Raw genomic sequence first — 17413 nt, 5'->3', positions numbered from 1 at the left:
CTGGTAATCCGTAATTTTGCACCAACACCCAAATCAGATTGCTGTGAAAAAGATAACCTGGCTGTTACCATTGGTGGTTGTAACCATATACGTTCATGCACAGAAGAAAGAGGACAGAAAAACCATAGGTAACCTACAATTGCACATTAACTACCTGAGCAGCGACAAGCTGGAAGGCCGTAGTACCGGGGCTCCCGGTGAACAACTGGCCGCAGCATACATTGCCGCACAGATGCAGCAAAACGGTTTAACTCCCATGGGAGAAGATGGATTTTTACAGACTTTCACCATAAAAGAAACCCGCGAACCGGCAGCCACCTGCCATATGACCATCAATGAAGATAAGTTGCTGGCAGGCAAACAATTTCTCCCATTACCCTTCAGCGCAGAGAAACCAGCCAAAGGCGAAGCGATGCCCGGTGTAAATGAACCCGATAACATCTGGCTCATCAATGTGGCCGAAATAGATACCGACAGCCAGAAAAGCATGCTGCAGCTATATCTGCAGCAAACCCAGATCGCAGAAAAATCCGGCGCCTCCGGGGTGGTATTTTATAATGGGAAAGAAACCATCGCAGAAGTGCTGAAATGGCTCGAACAACACCCAACCCCTACAGGCATACCGGCCGTTTGGGTGAGCAACGATGTCAGCAAAAAGCTGAATGCCGAAGATGCCGGCAGCTTCCAGGTAAACATACAGATTGCCTTTAAAGCGATTAAACGCAGCGGGACCAACGTGATCGGCTATATTAACAACAAAGCCCCCAGAACCATCATCATTGGCGCGCATTACGACTACCGCGGCTGGGAAACCACGTCCAAAGCAGAAGATAACGCCAGCGGAACAGCAGCTTTGCTGGAAATAGCCCGCTTACTGAACAACTCCCGTCTCCATAACAACAACTATATTATTGTCGCCTTCTCCGGCAAGGAACAGGGCTTGTCCGGCTCTAAATATTTTGCGGCCCACAGCACCGTGAACCTTTCGCAGGTAAACTATATGATTAATATGGACGGAATCGGCCAGCTGAACCCCGGCACCGCCTTACAGATCGGCGGCACCGGCACCTCCCCGGGATGGGCTGCAATTCTACAGCAGGCCACTACCAAAGAGCTGCCACTGGTATATGATTCCAGCGGTATCTACAACTCGGATCATGCATCTTTCTACAAAAAAAATATACCCGTTCTTTACTTCTCTACCAGCACGGCCACCAGCGAGAACAAGATAAATTATGATGGCACCCTCAACGTATTGAAGCTGGTATACAATATCATTGATAAAACAAACGATAAGGACAAACTCGCCTTCACAGGAATTACGAATTAGGAATTACGAATTACGGATTTGTGGGGAGATTGACCGCTATTATCTCCCCACAAATCCGTAATTCGTAATTCCTAATTCGTAATTCTAACCTCTAATTGTATATTTTCGCACCGTACATACTTCAATTTATCCCTTTAAATGGACGAGAAACTGGCGCTTATATACCGGTATTTCCAGCTGCTGGAGAGCTTTTCAGCAGACCCCGTTGAATTTGCCAGGATTTTTCATCCCAACATTATTCAGACTGAATATCCAAATCAGCTCTCTAATGAGATCAAACAACGAAATTTTGAGATCATGCTGGAAAGCATGGCCACCAATAAAATCATTTTAAAATCCCAACACTTCAGCGTGCTGAAAGTGGTGGAATCCGGCAATACCCTCGTGGTAGAAGCCAAATGGACCGGCGAAATAGGAGTAGATGCAGGACAATTCCGCCGGGGACAAATAATGAAAGCATTCATTTGCACCATCATCGAATTTCGCGATGGCAAAATTTACCGCCAACGCAACTACGATTGTTACGAACATTAAAGCTTTGAGATCATGAATAAAATATTATCACTCCTTACTATCACCGTAACACTGTTTGCGTGTAACCATTCCCGTAATGACGAGCACACGACAGACAAATCCGCTTACGATGTGATCAGCGAGAAATCCTACGTGTACCGCGAATTTAAACCAGCCGCCAGCGCACTCAACGATTCCGTACTGCAACTGAGAAAACAACTCACCGACTACCTGGACCAACACCAGTTTAAAGGCCACATCGCCGCAAAAGATAGCCTGCTGTTTCACCGCGCCAACGGCCAGGAAGTGATCATAGAATTACCCACTCCTCAGGATATATGGGAACAAAGCACTATTATCGTTTTTGATCCGCAGAAAAACCCTTTGTTCGTAAATTTACATAAAGGCACTGCCCAGTTAGATCATTACATTCAAGTAAAATAATCAGATAAGAGTTTGGCGGCGATAAAACAAAACATCAGACTAACCGTAGATGCGGTCGTATTTGGATATATTCCCAAAGAAGGCATTGTGGTACTGCTTATTAAGCGCACCATACAGCCCTATCTGCACAGCTGGGCGCTGCCCGGTGGATTTGTGCTGGACGAAGAAGCCCTGGAAGAAGCAGTGACCCGAGAACTGCTCACAGAAGCCGGCGTAAACATCAACTACCTGGAACAACTGTATACTTTTGGTCTCCCGGGCCGTGATCCACGGGGCAGAGTAGTGTCTATCGCGTACTTCGGCCTGGTAAATCCCACTAACTTTAAACTGGCTGCCAGCTCCGATGCGGAAGACGCCAACTGGTTTAACATCAAAGAACTGCCTGCACTGGCCTTTGATCACGCCACTATTATTAACGTGGCCGTACAACGCCTGCGCAGCAAAATCCGCTATGAACCTATCGGCTTCGAACTCCTCGATAAAAAATTCCCGATCGCCGATCTGGAAAAACTCTATGAAACCTTGCTGGACCGGCCCATTGACCGCCGCAACTTTCAAAAGAAGATCAATCACCTCGGCATACTGATTTCGCATAATGAAAAACAAAAACAGGTGTCGCAGGGGAGACCCGCCAATTTGTTCAGCTTCGATGAGGACCGGTATTTTAAGTTGAAGAAAGAAGGGATGACGTTTGAGATATAATTTCGGAGAATAGAAGTGTGCCGTGAAAGGGCCGGAAACATATCCGGCCGCCCATCGATCTGCCCGATTATTCCTTCTTACATTTAATAGCTATAAAACTCAATGATGCCCCATTATTAGGCTCCTCCATTTCCGGGAACTCCACCAATCCATACTTTCCAAATTCCCGCTGTATTGAATCCGCATCATAGAAAAACAATTGTACGCCTTTCCGCGCCTCGAAGCGCTCTTTACTCAGTTTCCGGCCTTTCCCGTACATAGGCGCCTTTTTTGAGATCGTCACGAAAATCATATACCCACCAGGTTTCAGCTGATCATAACAATCCCTGATGAACTTTTTCCTTTCCCGGTTATTCAATAAATGGATTAACGCAAAGCAAAATATTCCGTCATATAATTTGTTATCAAAGGGCATGTCCGTCACGGAACCGTGATAAACAGTCATGTTATCAGCTCCCTGGGCTTGGGCCAGGTCTATGGCTGTTTTTGAAATCTCGATGCCGGTCACCTTGATACCATTATCGAGAAAGATCCTGGCATTTCTGCCGTATCCAAATCCAGGCAACAGTATATCACGAGCATTGTTCGCTATGAAAAAATCCTTTGCCTGGATAGCGGAATCTGCTGGTTCCGCCCCCCACATCAATTGCTTTTCTATGAAACTTGATTCCCAGAATTCTATCATATGGCGGGCTTTAAAAAATCAATCATGCTGTTCCATTTTTAAAACGTTATGCCGATACTCCTGCTAAAAGAAAACCAGGCGAATTTTTTAATATCATGTTGCGCAACGTTACCAGACCGTAACGCATCTATGGTGCTATTAATCATACCACCGAAGAGAACGAAGATCCACCACAGCGTAAGTTTGCTATCTACCACTCCATTCTTTTGCAGGGCCGCCACCAGCGAAAACCATTTCTGCTTTACATTATCCATCTGGTCATTACAGACCTCTTCTTGTACAGGTATGCTTTGCTGTTTCAGTTTATTCAGAAATGCATACTTATATCCGCAATCAATTCCGGCATAAAGCATCATTTCCAGTTGCTTTAAAGGATCAGTATTGCTATTAAAAGCAGTATTCATCGCCTGCTCACAGGTCTGAAGCATTTCAGTTTTACAGCTCTCTATCAGCTGCGCACGCTCCTTAAAATACCTGTTGAGTGTTCTCCTGGTTACGCCGGCTTTATCTGCAACAGCGTCTAAAGTGGCGGAAAGATTATCATTGAATACATAAATAGCAGCATCAATAATTCTTTGGGCTGTTTCTTCCATAGCTCAAAGATAAGATGCATGTCTCATAAATAAGACATTCTTTTTCATCCTGCAGGCATACAACTTTCCCGCTAACTCATTACATTTATCCTATCTCAGCCTGCCATCAGATTGCATTCCACTCAATCTTCCGGTAACTGATTTCTTATTTTGTGTATTTTTTACAAGAAATATTTTGTCATCTCAAACCCTCTACATATATTTGTGTAACAATTACACAAAATAGCTCGGATATGCAAAACACAAAGCCCACAGGAGTTATTATCGCCAGGTTCCAGACACCTTCCTTACACGAAGGTCATCTGGCACTAATCCGGCAAGTGAAGCAGAAGCACAACCGGGTACTGATCATACTAGGCGTAAGCCCGGTAAGAGGTAGCCGCAAAAATCCGCTCGACTACTACACCCGCGAACGTATGATCAAACAACAGTTCCCGGAAATCATCGTATTACCACTGAGCGATCAGAAAAGCGATGCCGTATGGTCACAGAAACTGGATGAACTGCTGCATAACAACTTTCCACACGAAAGCTTTTTGCTATACGGCAGCCGCGATAGCTTCATGGGCACTTATACCGGTAAGTATACTACTGAAGCATTACCTCCGGTGAAAGATTACAATGCTACCGCCATGCGGGAAGCCTTATCCGACAAGGTGTTTGATACAGAAGAATTTCGCGCAGGCATCATATACAATACCTATAACCTGTTTCCTTCTGTATACGCAACCGTAGATATTGCACTGTTCAGAAACAATAAACAAGAGCTACTGTTAGGTCGTAAGCCCAACGAAAAAGCATGGAGATTGCCTGGCGGATTTTCCGACCCAACAGACGATAATTTCGAAATGGCCGCTGCCAGAGAGTTACAGGAAGAATGTGGCAAACTGGAAATTGGCCCCATGGAATACGTCGCCTCCCTGCGGGTGAACGACTGGCGGTATCGCTCTGAAGTGAACAAAATCATTACCACCCTGTTCAGTACAGACCTGGTAGAAGGTACGCCCGCTGCCGGTGACGACCTGGCCGAAGTAAAATGGGTAACGGTAAAGGATATACCGGATTTAATGACCCAGGGAGAAATTTCAGATACACATCTCCCTTTACTCGCCAAACTGATAGAAAAATATTCTTACTAAGACTAAAATATCGAGATATGACAAAGGAAAACCTAATCCTCCTCGCAGATGCTTACAAATACTCCCACCACAAACTCTATATTCCCGGCACCGAATACATCTACTCTTACCTCGAAAGCAGAGGTGGCAAATTTGATGAAACCGTTTTCTATGGCCTCCAATATTTTCTGAAAGAATATTTAGCCGGAGAAGTATTCACCAAAGAGAAGCTGGATGAAGCAGAAACCATGCTCACAGAGGTTTTTGGCCGCAATGACATCTTTGACCGCAGCCGCTTTGAATACATCATTAACAAACATGGTGGAAAACTTCCCATCCGCATCAAAGCAGTACCAGAAGGTACGGTAGTGCCTGTACGAAATGTGCTGATGACCATCGAAAACACCGACCCTGAATGTTTCTGGCTCACCAACTTCCTCGAAACACTGCTCATGCAGGTATGGTACCCATGCACCGTAGCATCTGTATCCCGCGAAATTAAAAAAGTAGTAAAGAAATATTATGATGAAACTGCCAGCCAGGAAGCTTTTGCCGGAATTGATTTTGTACTCAACGACTTTGGTTTCCGCGGCGCCAGCTCTGTAGAAAGTGCCGGTATAGGTGGTAGCGCGCACCTGGTTAACTTCGCTGGTAGCGATACCATTCCCGGATCCCTGTTTGCCAAAAGATATTATGATGCCCCCACAGCACCCGGTCTGTCCATTCCCGCTACCGAACACTCTGTTGTTACTTTATTGGGAGAAGAAGGAGAACTGGAAATATTCAGGCACATACTGGATACTTATCCCACCGGCACCATTGCCTGTGTATCCGACTCCTACAATATTTTCCGGGCTTGTGAAGAATACTGGGGTACTGCTTTAAAAGAACAAATACTGAAGAGAGATGGTACCCTTGTTATCCGCCCCGATAGCGGCGATCCGGTACAAACCCTCCTGAAAATTTTCAGTATACTGATGAATAAGTTTGGCTTTACTACCAATGAAAAAGGCTTTAAAGTATTGCCTCCACAGGTAAGGGTAATACAAGGCGATGGTATCAGCTACTCTTCTATACCCGGCATATTTGAAGCCTTGAAACAAGCGGGTATCAGTGCTGAAAACCTCGTACTGGGTATGGGCGGTGCATTGCTCCAGCGCGTAAACCGCGACACGCAGGAATTTGCCCTCAAATGCGCTTACGCTGTGGTGAACGGAGCACCCATCAATGTTCAAAAGATGCCGGTAGAGTTGGATGCCACCGGCCACCTACGCACCTCTTTCAAAAAATCAAAAGCCGGAAAGCTCAGGCTTATAAAAGATAATAGCACTTTTAAAACAGTCAGCGAAGCAGAAGCTCCCGCCTCCGCCGACCTGCTGCAAACTGTATTCGAAAACGGCGAAGTCATCAGGAGCTATACTTTCGATGAAGTCCGCAAAACCGCTGTTCTCTAAAATCATCCTTATTTCTTCCAGCAAGTTTGCCTCAGCTCCCGGCCGCCTCCTATGTGAGGTGGCCTTTTACTTTACCGCAAATGAAAAAGGTGCCCCAGGAATGAGACACCTTACACTTATAAAAAAACGATTAGTCCTTGTTGTGACCATGACCATTACCATTGCCGTTCCCATGCCCATTACCATTACCATTATTGCCATGCCCATTACCGTTATTCCCGTGTCCCTTGTCTTTATACTTGTTGCCATTGTTATCATCGCCGTAGTACTTCTTCTGGTTACCCTTTCCATTCATAGGATGGCCTTTTACTACATAATACCTTTCATCTCTGCTATCCCGGATAATCTGCTGTTGATTATAATTCCCTTTATATTTACCATACTTGTTCCTGTATATATCCGGATGCAGATAAGGTCTCGGCTCATTCACCACTACTTTGTAACTCCTGTATGGATCGTAGTGATACCTGGCTGGTAATGCAGAAGCGAACACCCACCGGCCGCCGTTCAGATAGATATATTGATGATTGGGCACATAATAATAAGCATCTGCGTCAGGCAGGTAGTAATATTCGGCATAATCATATCCAACTGGTCCCCATACCGGCTGACTTCCGATATTTACATTCACATTCAATTTCACCTGCGCACTCAGGTTCCCGTAGAAGAAACCACTGATAATTAAGCAGGTGACCAATATTATTTTTTTCATATGACACGTTTTTAATACTCGTTAAAAAAGATGACATCATGCAGGCATAACCATCTATTACAAGACAAGAATCATGCTAGCTAAAATAGCCTTCCACAGCAGGTTATAAGTCACTCAGCCGCGCACGGGGTCATGACAAAATATTAAATTGTTATACTTTTTTTAACGAATATGACTTATGATAATTCATCTCATTGCTTAACTTCACGACATGTATCTACTCATACCTGGCCGCCATCACCTGCTAACAGATTTTCAGTTCAAATACCTGAACCGCCTTATCAAATGCAAACTGGAAGGCGAAAAAGACGTGTATGGCAACCCGTTAGCCACACAGGAAATAGATGGTGTTATCTTCGCCGTTACTTCTGCCAATCACCTGGGTACCAAGCGGAACCCGGTACCATTCTATCTCCGCGCCATGATCATCCAGGAATTCTCCAACTCGCTGGATGTACCTGCATTTGTGTATGGTATCGATGACGTAGGCGTGATCAACGATTTTACAGAATATACGGTAAAGACTATACGACATTCCAGCGAAGGTGTACACCAGCTGAATCCGGAAAACACCCTCGTTATTTGTTCTACTGCAGTCAAGGAAATGTACCTCCATCACGGTTACACCGTTTTACCGGCAGAATGGGACCCTGCCAGTAATCAGTTTACACAACCCATGCCATGGGATATTGTAAAACTGGTGGCACAATCCGGTGACTGGCGCAAAAACAAAACCATCCTCGATCAGATGCACCCGGCATCTTTTAAAATATGGTCGTTGTATGGAGTAGGGGAGAAGGTGCAGCATATCCTGAAAGATCCTATCATTGGAGCAGACGGCGATCTCACCGCTACCCGTGATTACAAGGTGTACGTAAAACAAATGGACGATATCGCGGCCGACAAATACCGCGAAACAGCACCCTACATTCAGCCCGGTACTATCGGCGACATTGGTTGCGCAGTAGGCTCCTGGATTAAAATGGCCTGCGAAGATGATCGTCTCCATGAGTGCGACTTCTACGGCATTGAAGTATCCCGGCATTTATACGATATCTGCCTGCAACGAAAACATAATGGAGAATTCGCCAACCCGTCAGTTTTCTTCTCACAAAAAAATGCGGTGACAAGCCTCGTATTTGAAGCAGGCAGCATGAATACCATTCATACCTCTTCACTCACACATGAAATAGAATCGTATGGCAGCAGAGAAGATTTGCTAGCGTTCATTCGTAACCGTTATAGCGAACTGGTTCCCGGCGGCGTATGGATTAACAGAGATGTGGTAGGACCTGAGAATAAAGAAGAAACGGTTTTATTATGGCTCAACAACACAGATGGAGAAAACAATTTGCCTAAACCTGAAAATGCCAATACACACGAGCTGGCAGCCTGGCTGGGTAAACTATCCACTATGGCTATTTTCAAACAGTTCGCAAAAGATTTCCGTCATCACGAAGGATTTCAATTACCCCATGAATGGGTAACCATCGCAGATAAAACCTACGCGCAGTTATCTATGCAAAATGCCTGTGAGTTTCTTTTCAAAAAAGATTACCACGATAACTGGCTCAGTGAAATGCATGAAACGTTTTGTTTCTGGAATTACAGCGACTGGAAAGCTGCGCTGGAGGAAGCAGGACTAAGATTAGATAATCTATCTTCCACATGGCGGAATGAATGGATTGTGAAAAACAGGCTGGAAGGAAAGGTACAGCTGATGCGCCCGTGCAATAATGATGTACCCTTACCTATCCCATTTCCTGTATCACATATGTTATTGATGGCCAGAAAATAATAAAAGCAGAAAGCTGCTGGCCACAGCTTTCTGCTTCGCTCTGCCTTACAACCCTAATTTCTTCAGTGATACAATTTCCAATCTATTATCCAATAATTGCGGAATTAGCAAATCATGTTTCTTTACATCCAATGCGATATCTGCAGGAGAACGTTTTGTCTCTATTTTTGTGTATTGTTTTTTATCCAGGTCGTACACATATAAATTACCTTTCACCGGGTCTTTAATAGTGATCCAGTCAGATACCAGCAAACGGTGATCATCTAACTGTACAATCCCATCAAAAAGCCCTATGGGAGAACCTTCCATTGGCTCAAAGGCGGCATTGTCGTCATGCAGTTTCTTTGAAAATAATTTACCGGTACCATCTAAATCAGCGCCCATGGAGCATACATATACTTCGTCCCGTTGCGCGTTATATAAAATGCCATTGGGCACCATCATATCTCCCTTTAGTATCGTCCAGGAAGCGGTATTTACATTTATCAGTAATGCATGACTTTTAAAAGAGTCTGTTATCACCAGCAAACTATCATCTACCTTGCTCAAATCGTTCAGTAGTACTGCTTTTCCTTCCAGGTTCAGATCAAATACCTTTTGGCGGGTGGAAATATTATACCCTTTCAGGTGGTCAATATCTGCCACATATATTATATCGCCAATGATCTCCAGTCCTTTAGGAGCGTTCAGTGAATCATTAAAATACTTTAACTCCTGTAGCTTACCTGCGCTGTTCACAAAGGAGATAGCACCATCACCGTCTTTGGCGGTGGGATCGAGTTTGACCCCGATGTCGGACACAAAATAGCCACCTTTATAAGCTACTACGCTTTCAGGTAAAGCCAATCCAGTTATGGTTTGCTGGGCCTGCGTAATAAATGGCAGCACTAATAATGATAAAATGGGGATGTACTTTTTCATAAGGATGATTTATATCCACAAAAGTAATACGCCGCTAATAAAGATGGAATGTGAAAAGGAAAGAACTACTTGTTAATATCAAAGAAAAAAGAAAGCCGGGATATGACTATCCCGGCTATTACCTAAACCTACAACTGTTACACTGTTAGTAACATATCTTTAATTCGAATGAATATCACTTAGAGGTACTTCTTCATAAGCAGCCACCATACGTTGTCTGATATAACGTTTGGTAGACAGCTTACCAATTCCAAACTTCGCCATCACCTTATCTACCACCATGTATACCACCGGTACCACAATGAGGGTCAGGAACATGGAGCTGATCAACCCACCGATGATGGCCCACGCCAAACCATTTTTGATAGCACCCACACCGCCTGTTGCCAACGCAATAGGTAACATACCAATCACCATCGCAATAGTGGTCATCAGGATCGGACGCAAACGTGCATTGTTGGCATGTATCAGCGCCTGATACGTGCTCTGACCTTCCTCTTTCATCTGGTTGGTAAAGTCAACCAGGATGATCGCATTCTTCGCCACCAACCCAATCAACATGATGATACCTAATATGGTGAAGATGTTCAGCGTATTGTTGGTCAATGCCAGTGCCAGCAGGGCACCGATAATCGCCAACGGGATAGAGAACAATACCACAAACGGATAGATGTAGTTATCGTACAGCGCCACCATGATCAGGTAAACCAGTACAATAGAGATCAGCAACGCCGCACCCAATGTACCAAAGGAATCACCCTGGTTTTCGGCATCTCCGCCAAACAGGTAACTGATGCCTGTTGGTTTTCCCATCTTCGCCAGCTTATCGGTAAACTCCTGTGTTACGGTACCGGAAGGACGACCCATTACCTGTGCCTGCACAGATACGGAAGTGTTCTTGTCCCTTCTTTCCAGGTGACTCGGGCCGGATCCTTCTGTTACAGCCGCAAACTGCGACAATTTAATCAGCTGGCCTTTGTCATTAATGAACTGTATATTGGATACATCGTCCAGGTTCTTTCTGTTGAAATCATCAAAACGGATGTTGATATCGTATTCGTAATCACCCTGGCGGAATTTCACTTTGGAGTCATCTGCAGTACCACTGAAGGCAGTTTGCATGGTTCCTCCCACGGCATCCAGGGTAAGCCCCAGCGCCGCCATCTTATCACGATCTACCTGTACGTTGATTTCCGGGTTACCATCTTCTACAGACAGTTTTACTTCCGTAGCACCGCTGATGGTTTTAAGGGTATCCATCGCTCTTTTAGCATAGTTCATTACACTATCTAGTTCCGTACCCATTACGATCAGCTCTACCGGCGCTCTCTCCGCTGTACCCATGATGCTCACCGCCGTAGTTTTCACTTTAACGCCCGGTAAGATGTTTTTCAGCTCTTTCTTGATCTTTGCTGCATAGATATCTGACGCATCCGCACGTTTTTCCGGGTCTACCAGCATTACCGTGATCTCTGATTTATAGGCGGTAGACTGTGAATTACCAAAGCCATCTTCACTGGTTTGACCAACTGTAGTGATCAAACGGGTGATTTCCGGTTTCTTGTTGAGATATTTTTCAGCTGTCCTGGTAGCCAGGTTGGTTTGATCTACAGATGCATCTTTTGGCATTTCCAGCATCACAATGAATTGCCCGCGGTCACCTTTCGGGATAAACTCACCTCCGATATATCCTTTACCTAACAACATGAAAGAGGCGAACAATAAGCCTACCGCCACAATCAGGGTAATGGCTTTATGCGCCAGCGCCCAGCGCAGAATATCTGTCATCCAGCTGGTGAACTTCGACAATTGCGCTTCAAACCAGAGGATAAATTTCTCAAACCAGTTTTTACCCGTGATATGTTCCAGTCTACCAAAGCGGGAAGACAACAACGGTACAATCATAAAGGAGGAGAGCAAACTCAACATGGTAGATATCATTACCACCACACAGAACTCACGCAAAATTTTTGATACCAGCTCATTGGTTAAAGAGATCGGCAGGAACACCACTACAATTACCAATGTAATCGAAGTAACGGTGAATCCTATTTCTTTTACGCCATCAAACGCAGCACGTACGCGGTTTTTACCCATCTCCATATGGCGATAGATGTTTTCCAGTACCACAATGGCATCATCCACGAGGATACCTACCACCAGCGACAAACCCAGCAAAGACATGAGGTTAAGCGAGAAGCCCATCAGCTTCATTCCAATAAAAGTAGCGATCAGGGAAGCCGGGATGGAGATCATTACAAAGAGGGCACTGCGCACACTGTGCAGGAACAACAGCATCACCACCGCCACCAGCGCCACCGCCAGGATAAGGTCATGTATTACGGAGTCGGCCGATTCCAGCGTAAAGTCGGAGGAATCATTTGCCACCAGCATCTTCAGATCATTAGCAGCATAGTCTTTTTCTATCTGTGCGATCGTCTTCTTCATTTCCTCACTCACGGTTACCGCGTTGGCATCCGTTTGTTTCTGCACCTGCAGCGCAATGGAACTCACTCCATCAACACGGGCAATACGATCCGCATCTTTCTGGGCATCCTGCACATCCGCTACATCTGTAAGACGTACCTGTGTACCATTTTCTGTTGTTTTCAACACCAGGTTGCGGAGCTGATCTACGTTTTTATATTTACCCGCCAAACGGATCAGGATCTGCTCATTGGCAGTTTTCACTTTACCGGTTGGGAAATCCAGGTTGGCATTGGTAATCAGCTGACGCAGCTGCAGAATAGATAAATTAAATGCCTGCATTTTCTTGGGGTCCACATTCACCTGTATTTCGCGCTCCTGACCGCCAATCAGCGATACCTGGGCCACACCCGGCAACCGGGATAATAAAGGTTGCAGCTTCTTATCTACCAGGTCATAAAACTGCTTGTCATCCATTTTAGCGGTGGCAGACAGCGTCATGATAGGTAAATCATCCAGCGAGAATTTGTTGAGGGAAGGTGGTTTCGCATCGCCTGGCAAGTCCGCCAGGATAGCATTTACCTTACGTTGCGCATCCTGCAATGCGATATCCACATTGGCATCGTTATTCAACTCAACGGTAATAACAGACAAGCTTTCAGAGGATTTGGAAGTGATCTTTTTGATCTTTTCCATAGAGGCAATCGCATCTTCAATCTTCTTGGTGACACTACTCTCTACCTCGTTGGGAGACGCTCCCGGGTAAATAGTAGCTATCGTTACGATAGGGGAGCTGAACTTAGGCAACAGCTCATAGTTCAACGATTTATAACTCATCACGCCCAACAGTGTGAGGATGGTAAATACCACCACCACAATCGTAGGTCGCTTAATCGATACTTCAGTAATCTTCATGTTGCAAAAATTTGTTCAAACACCAGATACATTTTCCTCGCTTACTTAGTGGCGGCTTGAACCGCTACCGTGGCACCTTCTGTCAGGTTAATCTGACCGCTGGTGATAACGGTATCACCTTCGTTCAGCCCTTCCCGTATTTCTACCTGGTCGCCGATAATGCGACCGGCTACCACTTTACGTTTCTTTGCCACATTACCCTCCATGATATATATTTCGTTGCTGTTTACACCTCCAACAAAAGCAGTGCGCGCAATGAAAATAGTTTTATCCGCTTGGGGATCTACGAAGTGCGCAGTACCATACATGCCTGCTTTCAGGTCTTTGCCCTGTACATTGCCTACTTCCATTTCCACGGGATAGTTCAGGGAGTTGTCGCCTTTGGCCGCGATAAAGGTGATGGTACCTTCATACTTTGTTTCCGGGAAAACGTTGCTGGTGACAGCTACTTTCTGACCGGTTTTGAGTGTTACCACCTGGCCTTCCGGAACAGATACCGCGAGTTTCAGTCGGGATACATCTACGATGTCAAACATTTTGTTACCAACAGAAAGGTAAGCGCCCTGTTCAATGTATTTTTTGTTGATGATACCGGAGATAGGTGCCTTCACATACGTATCGCTCACACGGCGGCTTGCAGCCTCATAGCGTGTTTTAGCGATGTCATACTGCAGGCGGGCATCGTCCATTTGTTTTTGTGTAACGCCACCTGTCTGGAAGGCGCCTTCATATCTTTCTTTATCTACTTTCAGCTGGTTGAGGTTCGCTTTTGCAGATTCGAGATCTGTGCTTACGATCTGTGCATCTATATAAGCAATAGGTTGTCCCTGTCTTACTACACTACCTTCATCTACCAGTAATTTGGTAATGCGGCCGGCAGTTTCTGCCAGGTAAGACAATTCACGAACAGGTGCAAAGTTTCCATTAGCCAGGAAGCCCTGTGAAAAATCGTTGCGGGTTACTTTCTGTACCAGCACAGGGATATCGCCAATATTGCTTTGTTTTACGAATTCAGTTTTGGCCTCGTTGGCTTTTTTATTAGCGTTGAGCTTCCACATGATCAGTACCACTGCACCTATTGTCACTACGCCCCAGATTATAAACTTTTTCATCTGCAAATAGTTTGATTGTCTATCGTTGTTTTCGTTTATACGTTTAGTTGAGGAGGTCTTTTAAACTTCCTTTGCTTTTTATGATTTCCAGCTCTGCCAGTTTATACTGCAGCAGGGCCTCGTTGTAGCTGTTCTGTGCATCTGCCAGGGAAGTTTCTGCATTCAGCAGATCCGTTAAACCAGCGAGACCGAGTTTGTAGTTATTCTGTGTAGAATAATATACTTCGTTGGCCAGGTCCATATTTTCCTTTTGCGTGCTGATGGTAGATAAGTTACTACGCACCATCAGTTTGGCATTTTCATAATCTGTATTGAGCGACAGTTCCGTGTCTTCCAGTTGTTTGCTCAGCTGACGCAGTGTAACATTTTGTTGGTTTACTTTAGAGCGGCGACCAAAACCATCGAAGATGGGAATCTTCAATGACACACCGATGGCGGCGGCACCGAACCAACTGGTAGAATTAGATGGGTCTTTCGAAAAAGCGAATTGCTGACTCATCCCGTTGTAGGAATATCTTCCAAATAATGACAGTGATGGATAATATTCTGCGAGATAAGCTTTCTTCTGAAACAACTGTAACTCTTCCTGCTTCTTCAGTAATTTGTATTCTGTTCTGTTGGCCAGGTTCATATCATCATACTGTAATACGCCGGCAGCCTTGTTTTCAATATCCTTCAGAGAGGCAGGTGGCAACAGAAACATAGATTGCAGTGGCATACCCATTATCCGCTTCAGGTTATTGGTTTGCGTAGCATACTGGTTCAGCAGCTGTGTGCGTTGTGTAACATAATTGGTAAGATTCACTTTGATACGGTCCAGGTCAATTTTCTTGGCCAAACCATTATCAAACTGTGATTTAGTAGCGCTTACCAATTGTGTGAGTTTCTCTATATTACTATTGGTCGTAACAATTTTTTCCTGTGTTACGAGCAGTTGATAATAAAGTTGAGATACATTATAGATCAGGTTTTCAACAGATTGTTCTGTTTGTATCTTATAATACTCTTCTCCTGATTTAGCTGCTTTGAGGCCGGTAAACACCGCCTGGTTGAAGATCTGCTGACTCAGTTCTGCGCCAACAGTGGCATTGTATTTAACACCAAAAGCTACCAGGATAGAACTATCTGGTGGCTTACCAAATACGGCCCCCGGAATGAGTGACTTTTGTAACATCAGGTTATCAGTGTAAGAGGCATTACCATTTAGTTGTGGCAAAGCCTGGGAGCGGACTTCCTGGGTTTTATATTTACCCATTTCTTCGTCCATCCTGGTTTTAGCCAATTGCTTATTATTACTTAATGCAAACTTCAGTGCCTCCTGTAAGGTGAGCTGCGTTTGGGCATAGCCATTATACACCCCTATCCCCAGTAGGAGGACAAGCGTTAACTTTAATCGCTTCATAAATTAAATCAGTTAGCGTAGTAGTTTATTCTTCTTCTTTTATATGCAGATACTGGTTAGCCAGTTTGTGTCCTTTGATAGTGGCAATTCCCAATATAAAGTGGGCGGTTACCTGTTCCATTACCGCATGCATTTCAAACTGATCTGCCGGGTATTGTATCGGATCAAATGCGGCCTCCAGCTGCAGCTGGCGCATACGTGCTACAATATCTATGTGGAGGTTCTGACAGTATAGGCCTTCCGCCATCCCTCTTTTTAAATTTTTTTTGATGTTACATAGCATCCCATCTTCCTTAAAACTCTCAATGCTTTTCCAGGTATCCGGATGATACTTCTGGATTTCGTACAACATCACCGGGTTCAGCGTTTTAGCCATGTTGGTAACATACTTCATGTTACGTACCATCTCTTCAATAGCATTGTCTGTGGTTTGCAGACATTCTGTGAAATAGTTAATGTGATTAGATAACAACTGCTGCATCCCCTCATCTATCAACGCCTGTTTGTCTACAAAATGCTCATATACTGTCTTCTTCGAGATACCGCAATCACGTGCTATGTCAAACATAGTCACTCCCTTCACGCCGTAGGTTCTGAACATTCTCAGTGCCGTTTCCAGTATCCGTTCTCTCACCACCATGATTTCCGTTTATTACGCCTTTATTCCTTTAATGAAGATCTCCAGCAGTTGTTTTTGTTTATCTATAATGTTGTCCATCATTTCATCATCGAGGTCCATATCTTCCCGGATATGATCAGGAACAGAAAAGCGTAAACCCATAAGTGCCTGTACTAATATTTCCGCCGTTAGCACGGGGTCTTTTACATTAAACTCTCCTGAAGCAATACCTGCTTTAATGATATCTGTATGGATATTAAATTCACGTTGTTTCGCTTTCTTCTTTTCTTCCAGGAAGAACTTGGAGTTGTCCTGTATTATTTTAAATATCTCGAGCCGGCAGAATTTACTGATGAAGTCTTTCCGGAGGTCGATGATATTATATAATGCTGTTGTTGCCGACTTCACATCCTTTGCTTCCTTTTCCATTGCCTGGAAATAGGCTTCCGCGATTTTCATCAGCACTGCAGTATGCATGGCTTTTTTATCCGGGAAATAGTAATACAGCGATGCTTTGGAGCAGTGAAGATCATCTGCTATTTCGTTCATCGTTGTTTTAGAAGCGCCATAATGAGTAAAACGCTTCAGAGCCGCCTCAAGGATCTTATCCCTCATTTCATCTTTAGCTTCTGTATGCATCAACTTTTTGACTTTTTTAGTTTCAAGGT

General features: G+C 44.6%; 16 protein-coding genes. 7 read left to right on the top strand and 9 right to left on the bottom strand.

Annotated elements, in window-relative coordinates; translation table 11 throughout:
* Window positions 1-43: 43 nt before the first annotated feature.
* From AB4Z08_RS06235 to AB4Z08_RS06220, 4 genes are all read left to right on the top strand, one after another.
* Window positions 44-1330, top strand: coding sequence for a M28 family peptidase (locus AB4Z08_RS06235; protein WP_441572873.1), 1287 nt, complete (start codon window positions 44-46; stop codon window positions 1328-1330).
* Between the two features lie 138 nt (window positions 1331-1468).
* Window positions 1469-1864, top strand: a complete 396-nt coding sequence (locus AB4Z08_RS06230; RefSeq protein ID WP_441572872.1) for a nuclear transport factor 2 family protein — start codon at window positions 1469-1471, stop codon at window positions 1862-1864.
* Window positions 1865-1876: 12 nt separating this feature from the next.
* Window positions 1877-2287, top strand: a complete 411-nt coding sequence (locus AB4Z08_RS06225; protein WP_441572871.1) for a hypothetical protein — start codon at window positions 1877-1879, stop codon at window positions 2285-2287.
* A 12-nt stretch (window positions 2288-2299) separates the two neighbouring features.
* Window positions 2300-2989 carry an NUDIX hydrolase gene (locus tag AB4Z08_RS06220; RefSeq protein WP_441572870.1) on the top strand — a complete coding sequence of 230 codons (690 nt, stop codon included), beginning with the start codon at window positions 2300-2302 and terminating at the stop codon, window positions 2987-2989.
* Between the two features lie 67 nt (window positions 2990-3056).
* Here the strand turns inward: AB4Z08_RS06220 and AB4Z08_RS06215 are convergent, their stop codons facing one another.
* Both AB4Z08_RS06215 and AB4Z08_RS06210 read right to left on the bottom strand, forming a co-directional pair.
* Window positions 3057-3674 carry a class I SAM-dependent methyltransferase gene (locus AB4Z08_RS06215; RefSeq protein WP_441572869.1) on the bottom strand — a complete coding sequence of 206 codons (618 nt, stop codon included), beginning with the start codon at window positions 3672-3674 and terminating at the stop codon, window positions 3057-3059.
* 38 nt (window positions 3675-3712) lie between these two features.
* A complete protein-coding gene (locus tag AB4Z08_RS06210; protein WP_441572868.1) occupies window positions 3713-4267 on the bottom strand; it encodes a TetR/AcrR family transcriptional regulator in 555 nt (184 codons plus the stop codon).
* A 233-nt stretch (window positions 4268-4500) separates the two neighbouring features.
* Between AB4Z08_RS06210 and AB4Z08_RS06205 the strand changes: the two genes are divergently transcribed.
* Together AB4Z08_RS06205 and AB4Z08_RS06200 are read left to right on the top strand one after the other, a co-directional pair.
* The gene (locus AB4Z08_RS06205; protein ID WP_441572867.1) at window positions 4501-5406 is read left to right on the top strand and encodes an NUDIX domain-containing protein; all 906 of its coding nucleotides are present in this window, start codon (window positions 4501-4503) and stop codon (window positions 5404-5406) included.
* Between the two features lie 17 nt (window positions 5407-5423).
* Window positions 5424-6839 carry a nicotinate phosphoribosyltransferase gene (locus AB4Z08_RS06200; RefSeq protein ID WP_441572866.1) on the top strand — a complete coding sequence of 472 codons (1416 nt, stop codon included), beginning with the start codon at window positions 5424-5426 and terminating at the stop codon, window positions 6837-6839.
* A 130-nt stretch (window positions 6840-6969) separates the two neighbouring features.
* On the opposite strand, the gene AB4Z08_RS06195 is transcribed toward AB4Z08_RS06200, so the two are convergent.
* Window positions 6970-7551: a hypothetical protein gene (locus AB4Z08_RS06195; protein WP_441572865.1), complete on the bottom strand. Its 582-nt coding sequence runs from the start codon at window positions 7549-7551 to the stop codon at window positions 6970-6972.
* A gap of 211 nt (window positions 7552-7762) precedes the next feature.
* On the opposite strand from AB4Z08_RS06195, the gene AB4Z08_RS06190 reads away from it, so the two are divergent.
* Window positions 7763-9349 carry a transferase gene (locus AB4Z08_RS06190; RefSeq protein ID WP_441572864.1) on the top strand — a complete coding sequence of 529 codons (1587 nt, stop codon included), beginning with the start codon at window positions 7763-7765 and terminating at the stop codon, window positions 9347-9349.
* 45 nt (window positions 9350-9394) lie between these two features.
* On the opposite strand, the gene AB4Z08_RS06185 is transcribed toward AB4Z08_RS06190, so the two are convergent.
* The 6 genes from AB4Z08_RS06185 to AB4Z08_RS06160 form a co-directional block, all read right to left on the bottom strand.
* Entirely contained in the window at window positions 9395-10270 is an 876-nt protein-coding gene (locus AB4Z08_RS06185; protein ID WP_441572863.1) for a hypothetical protein, read from the bottom strand.
* A gap of 159 nt (window positions 10271-10429) precedes the next feature.
* Window positions 10430-13612, bottom strand: coding sequence for an efflux RND transporter permease subunit (locus tag AB4Z08_RS06180; protein WP_441572862.1), 3183 nt, complete (start codon window positions 13610-13612; stop codon window positions 10430-10432).
* 41 nt (window positions 13613-13653) lie between these two features.
* The gene (locus AB4Z08_RS06175; RefSeq protein ID WP_441572861.1) at window positions 13654-14724 is read right to left on the bottom strand and encodes an efflux RND transporter periplasmic adaptor subunit; all 1071 of its coding nucleotides are present in this window, start codon (window positions 14722-14724) and stop codon (window positions 13654-13656) included.
* A gap of 43 nt (window positions 14725-14767) precedes the next feature.
* Complete coding sequence (locus tag AB4Z08_RS06170; protein ID WP_441572860.1) at window positions 14768-16126, bottom strand: TolC family protein; 1359 nt, start codon at window positions 16124-16126, stop codon at window positions 14768-14770.
* A 25-nt stretch (window positions 16127-16151) separates the two neighbouring features.
* Window positions 16152-16766 carry a TetR/AcrR family transcriptional regulator gene (locus tag AB4Z08_RS06165; RefSeq protein WP_441572859.1) on the bottom strand — a complete coding sequence of 205 codons (615 nt, stop codon included), beginning with the start codon at window positions 16764-16766 and terminating at the stop codon, window positions 16152-16154.
* A gap of 12 nt (window positions 16767-16778) precedes the next feature.
* Window positions 16779-17384: a TetR/AcrR family transcriptional regulator gene (locus AB4Z08_RS06160; protein ID WP_441572858.1), complete on the bottom strand. Its 606-nt coding sequence runs from the start codon at window positions 17382-17384 to the stop codon at window positions 16779-16781.
* Window positions 17385-17413: the final 29 nt, after the last annotated feature.

The organism is Chitinophaga sp. RAB17 (assembly GCF_052114225.1).
GTDB lineage: Bacteria > Bacteroidota > Bacteroidia > Chitinophagales > Chitinophagaceae > Chitinophaga.
Note: the sequence above shows the minus strand (reverse complement) of the source record. Positions and strands in the feature narration are given on the sequence as shown.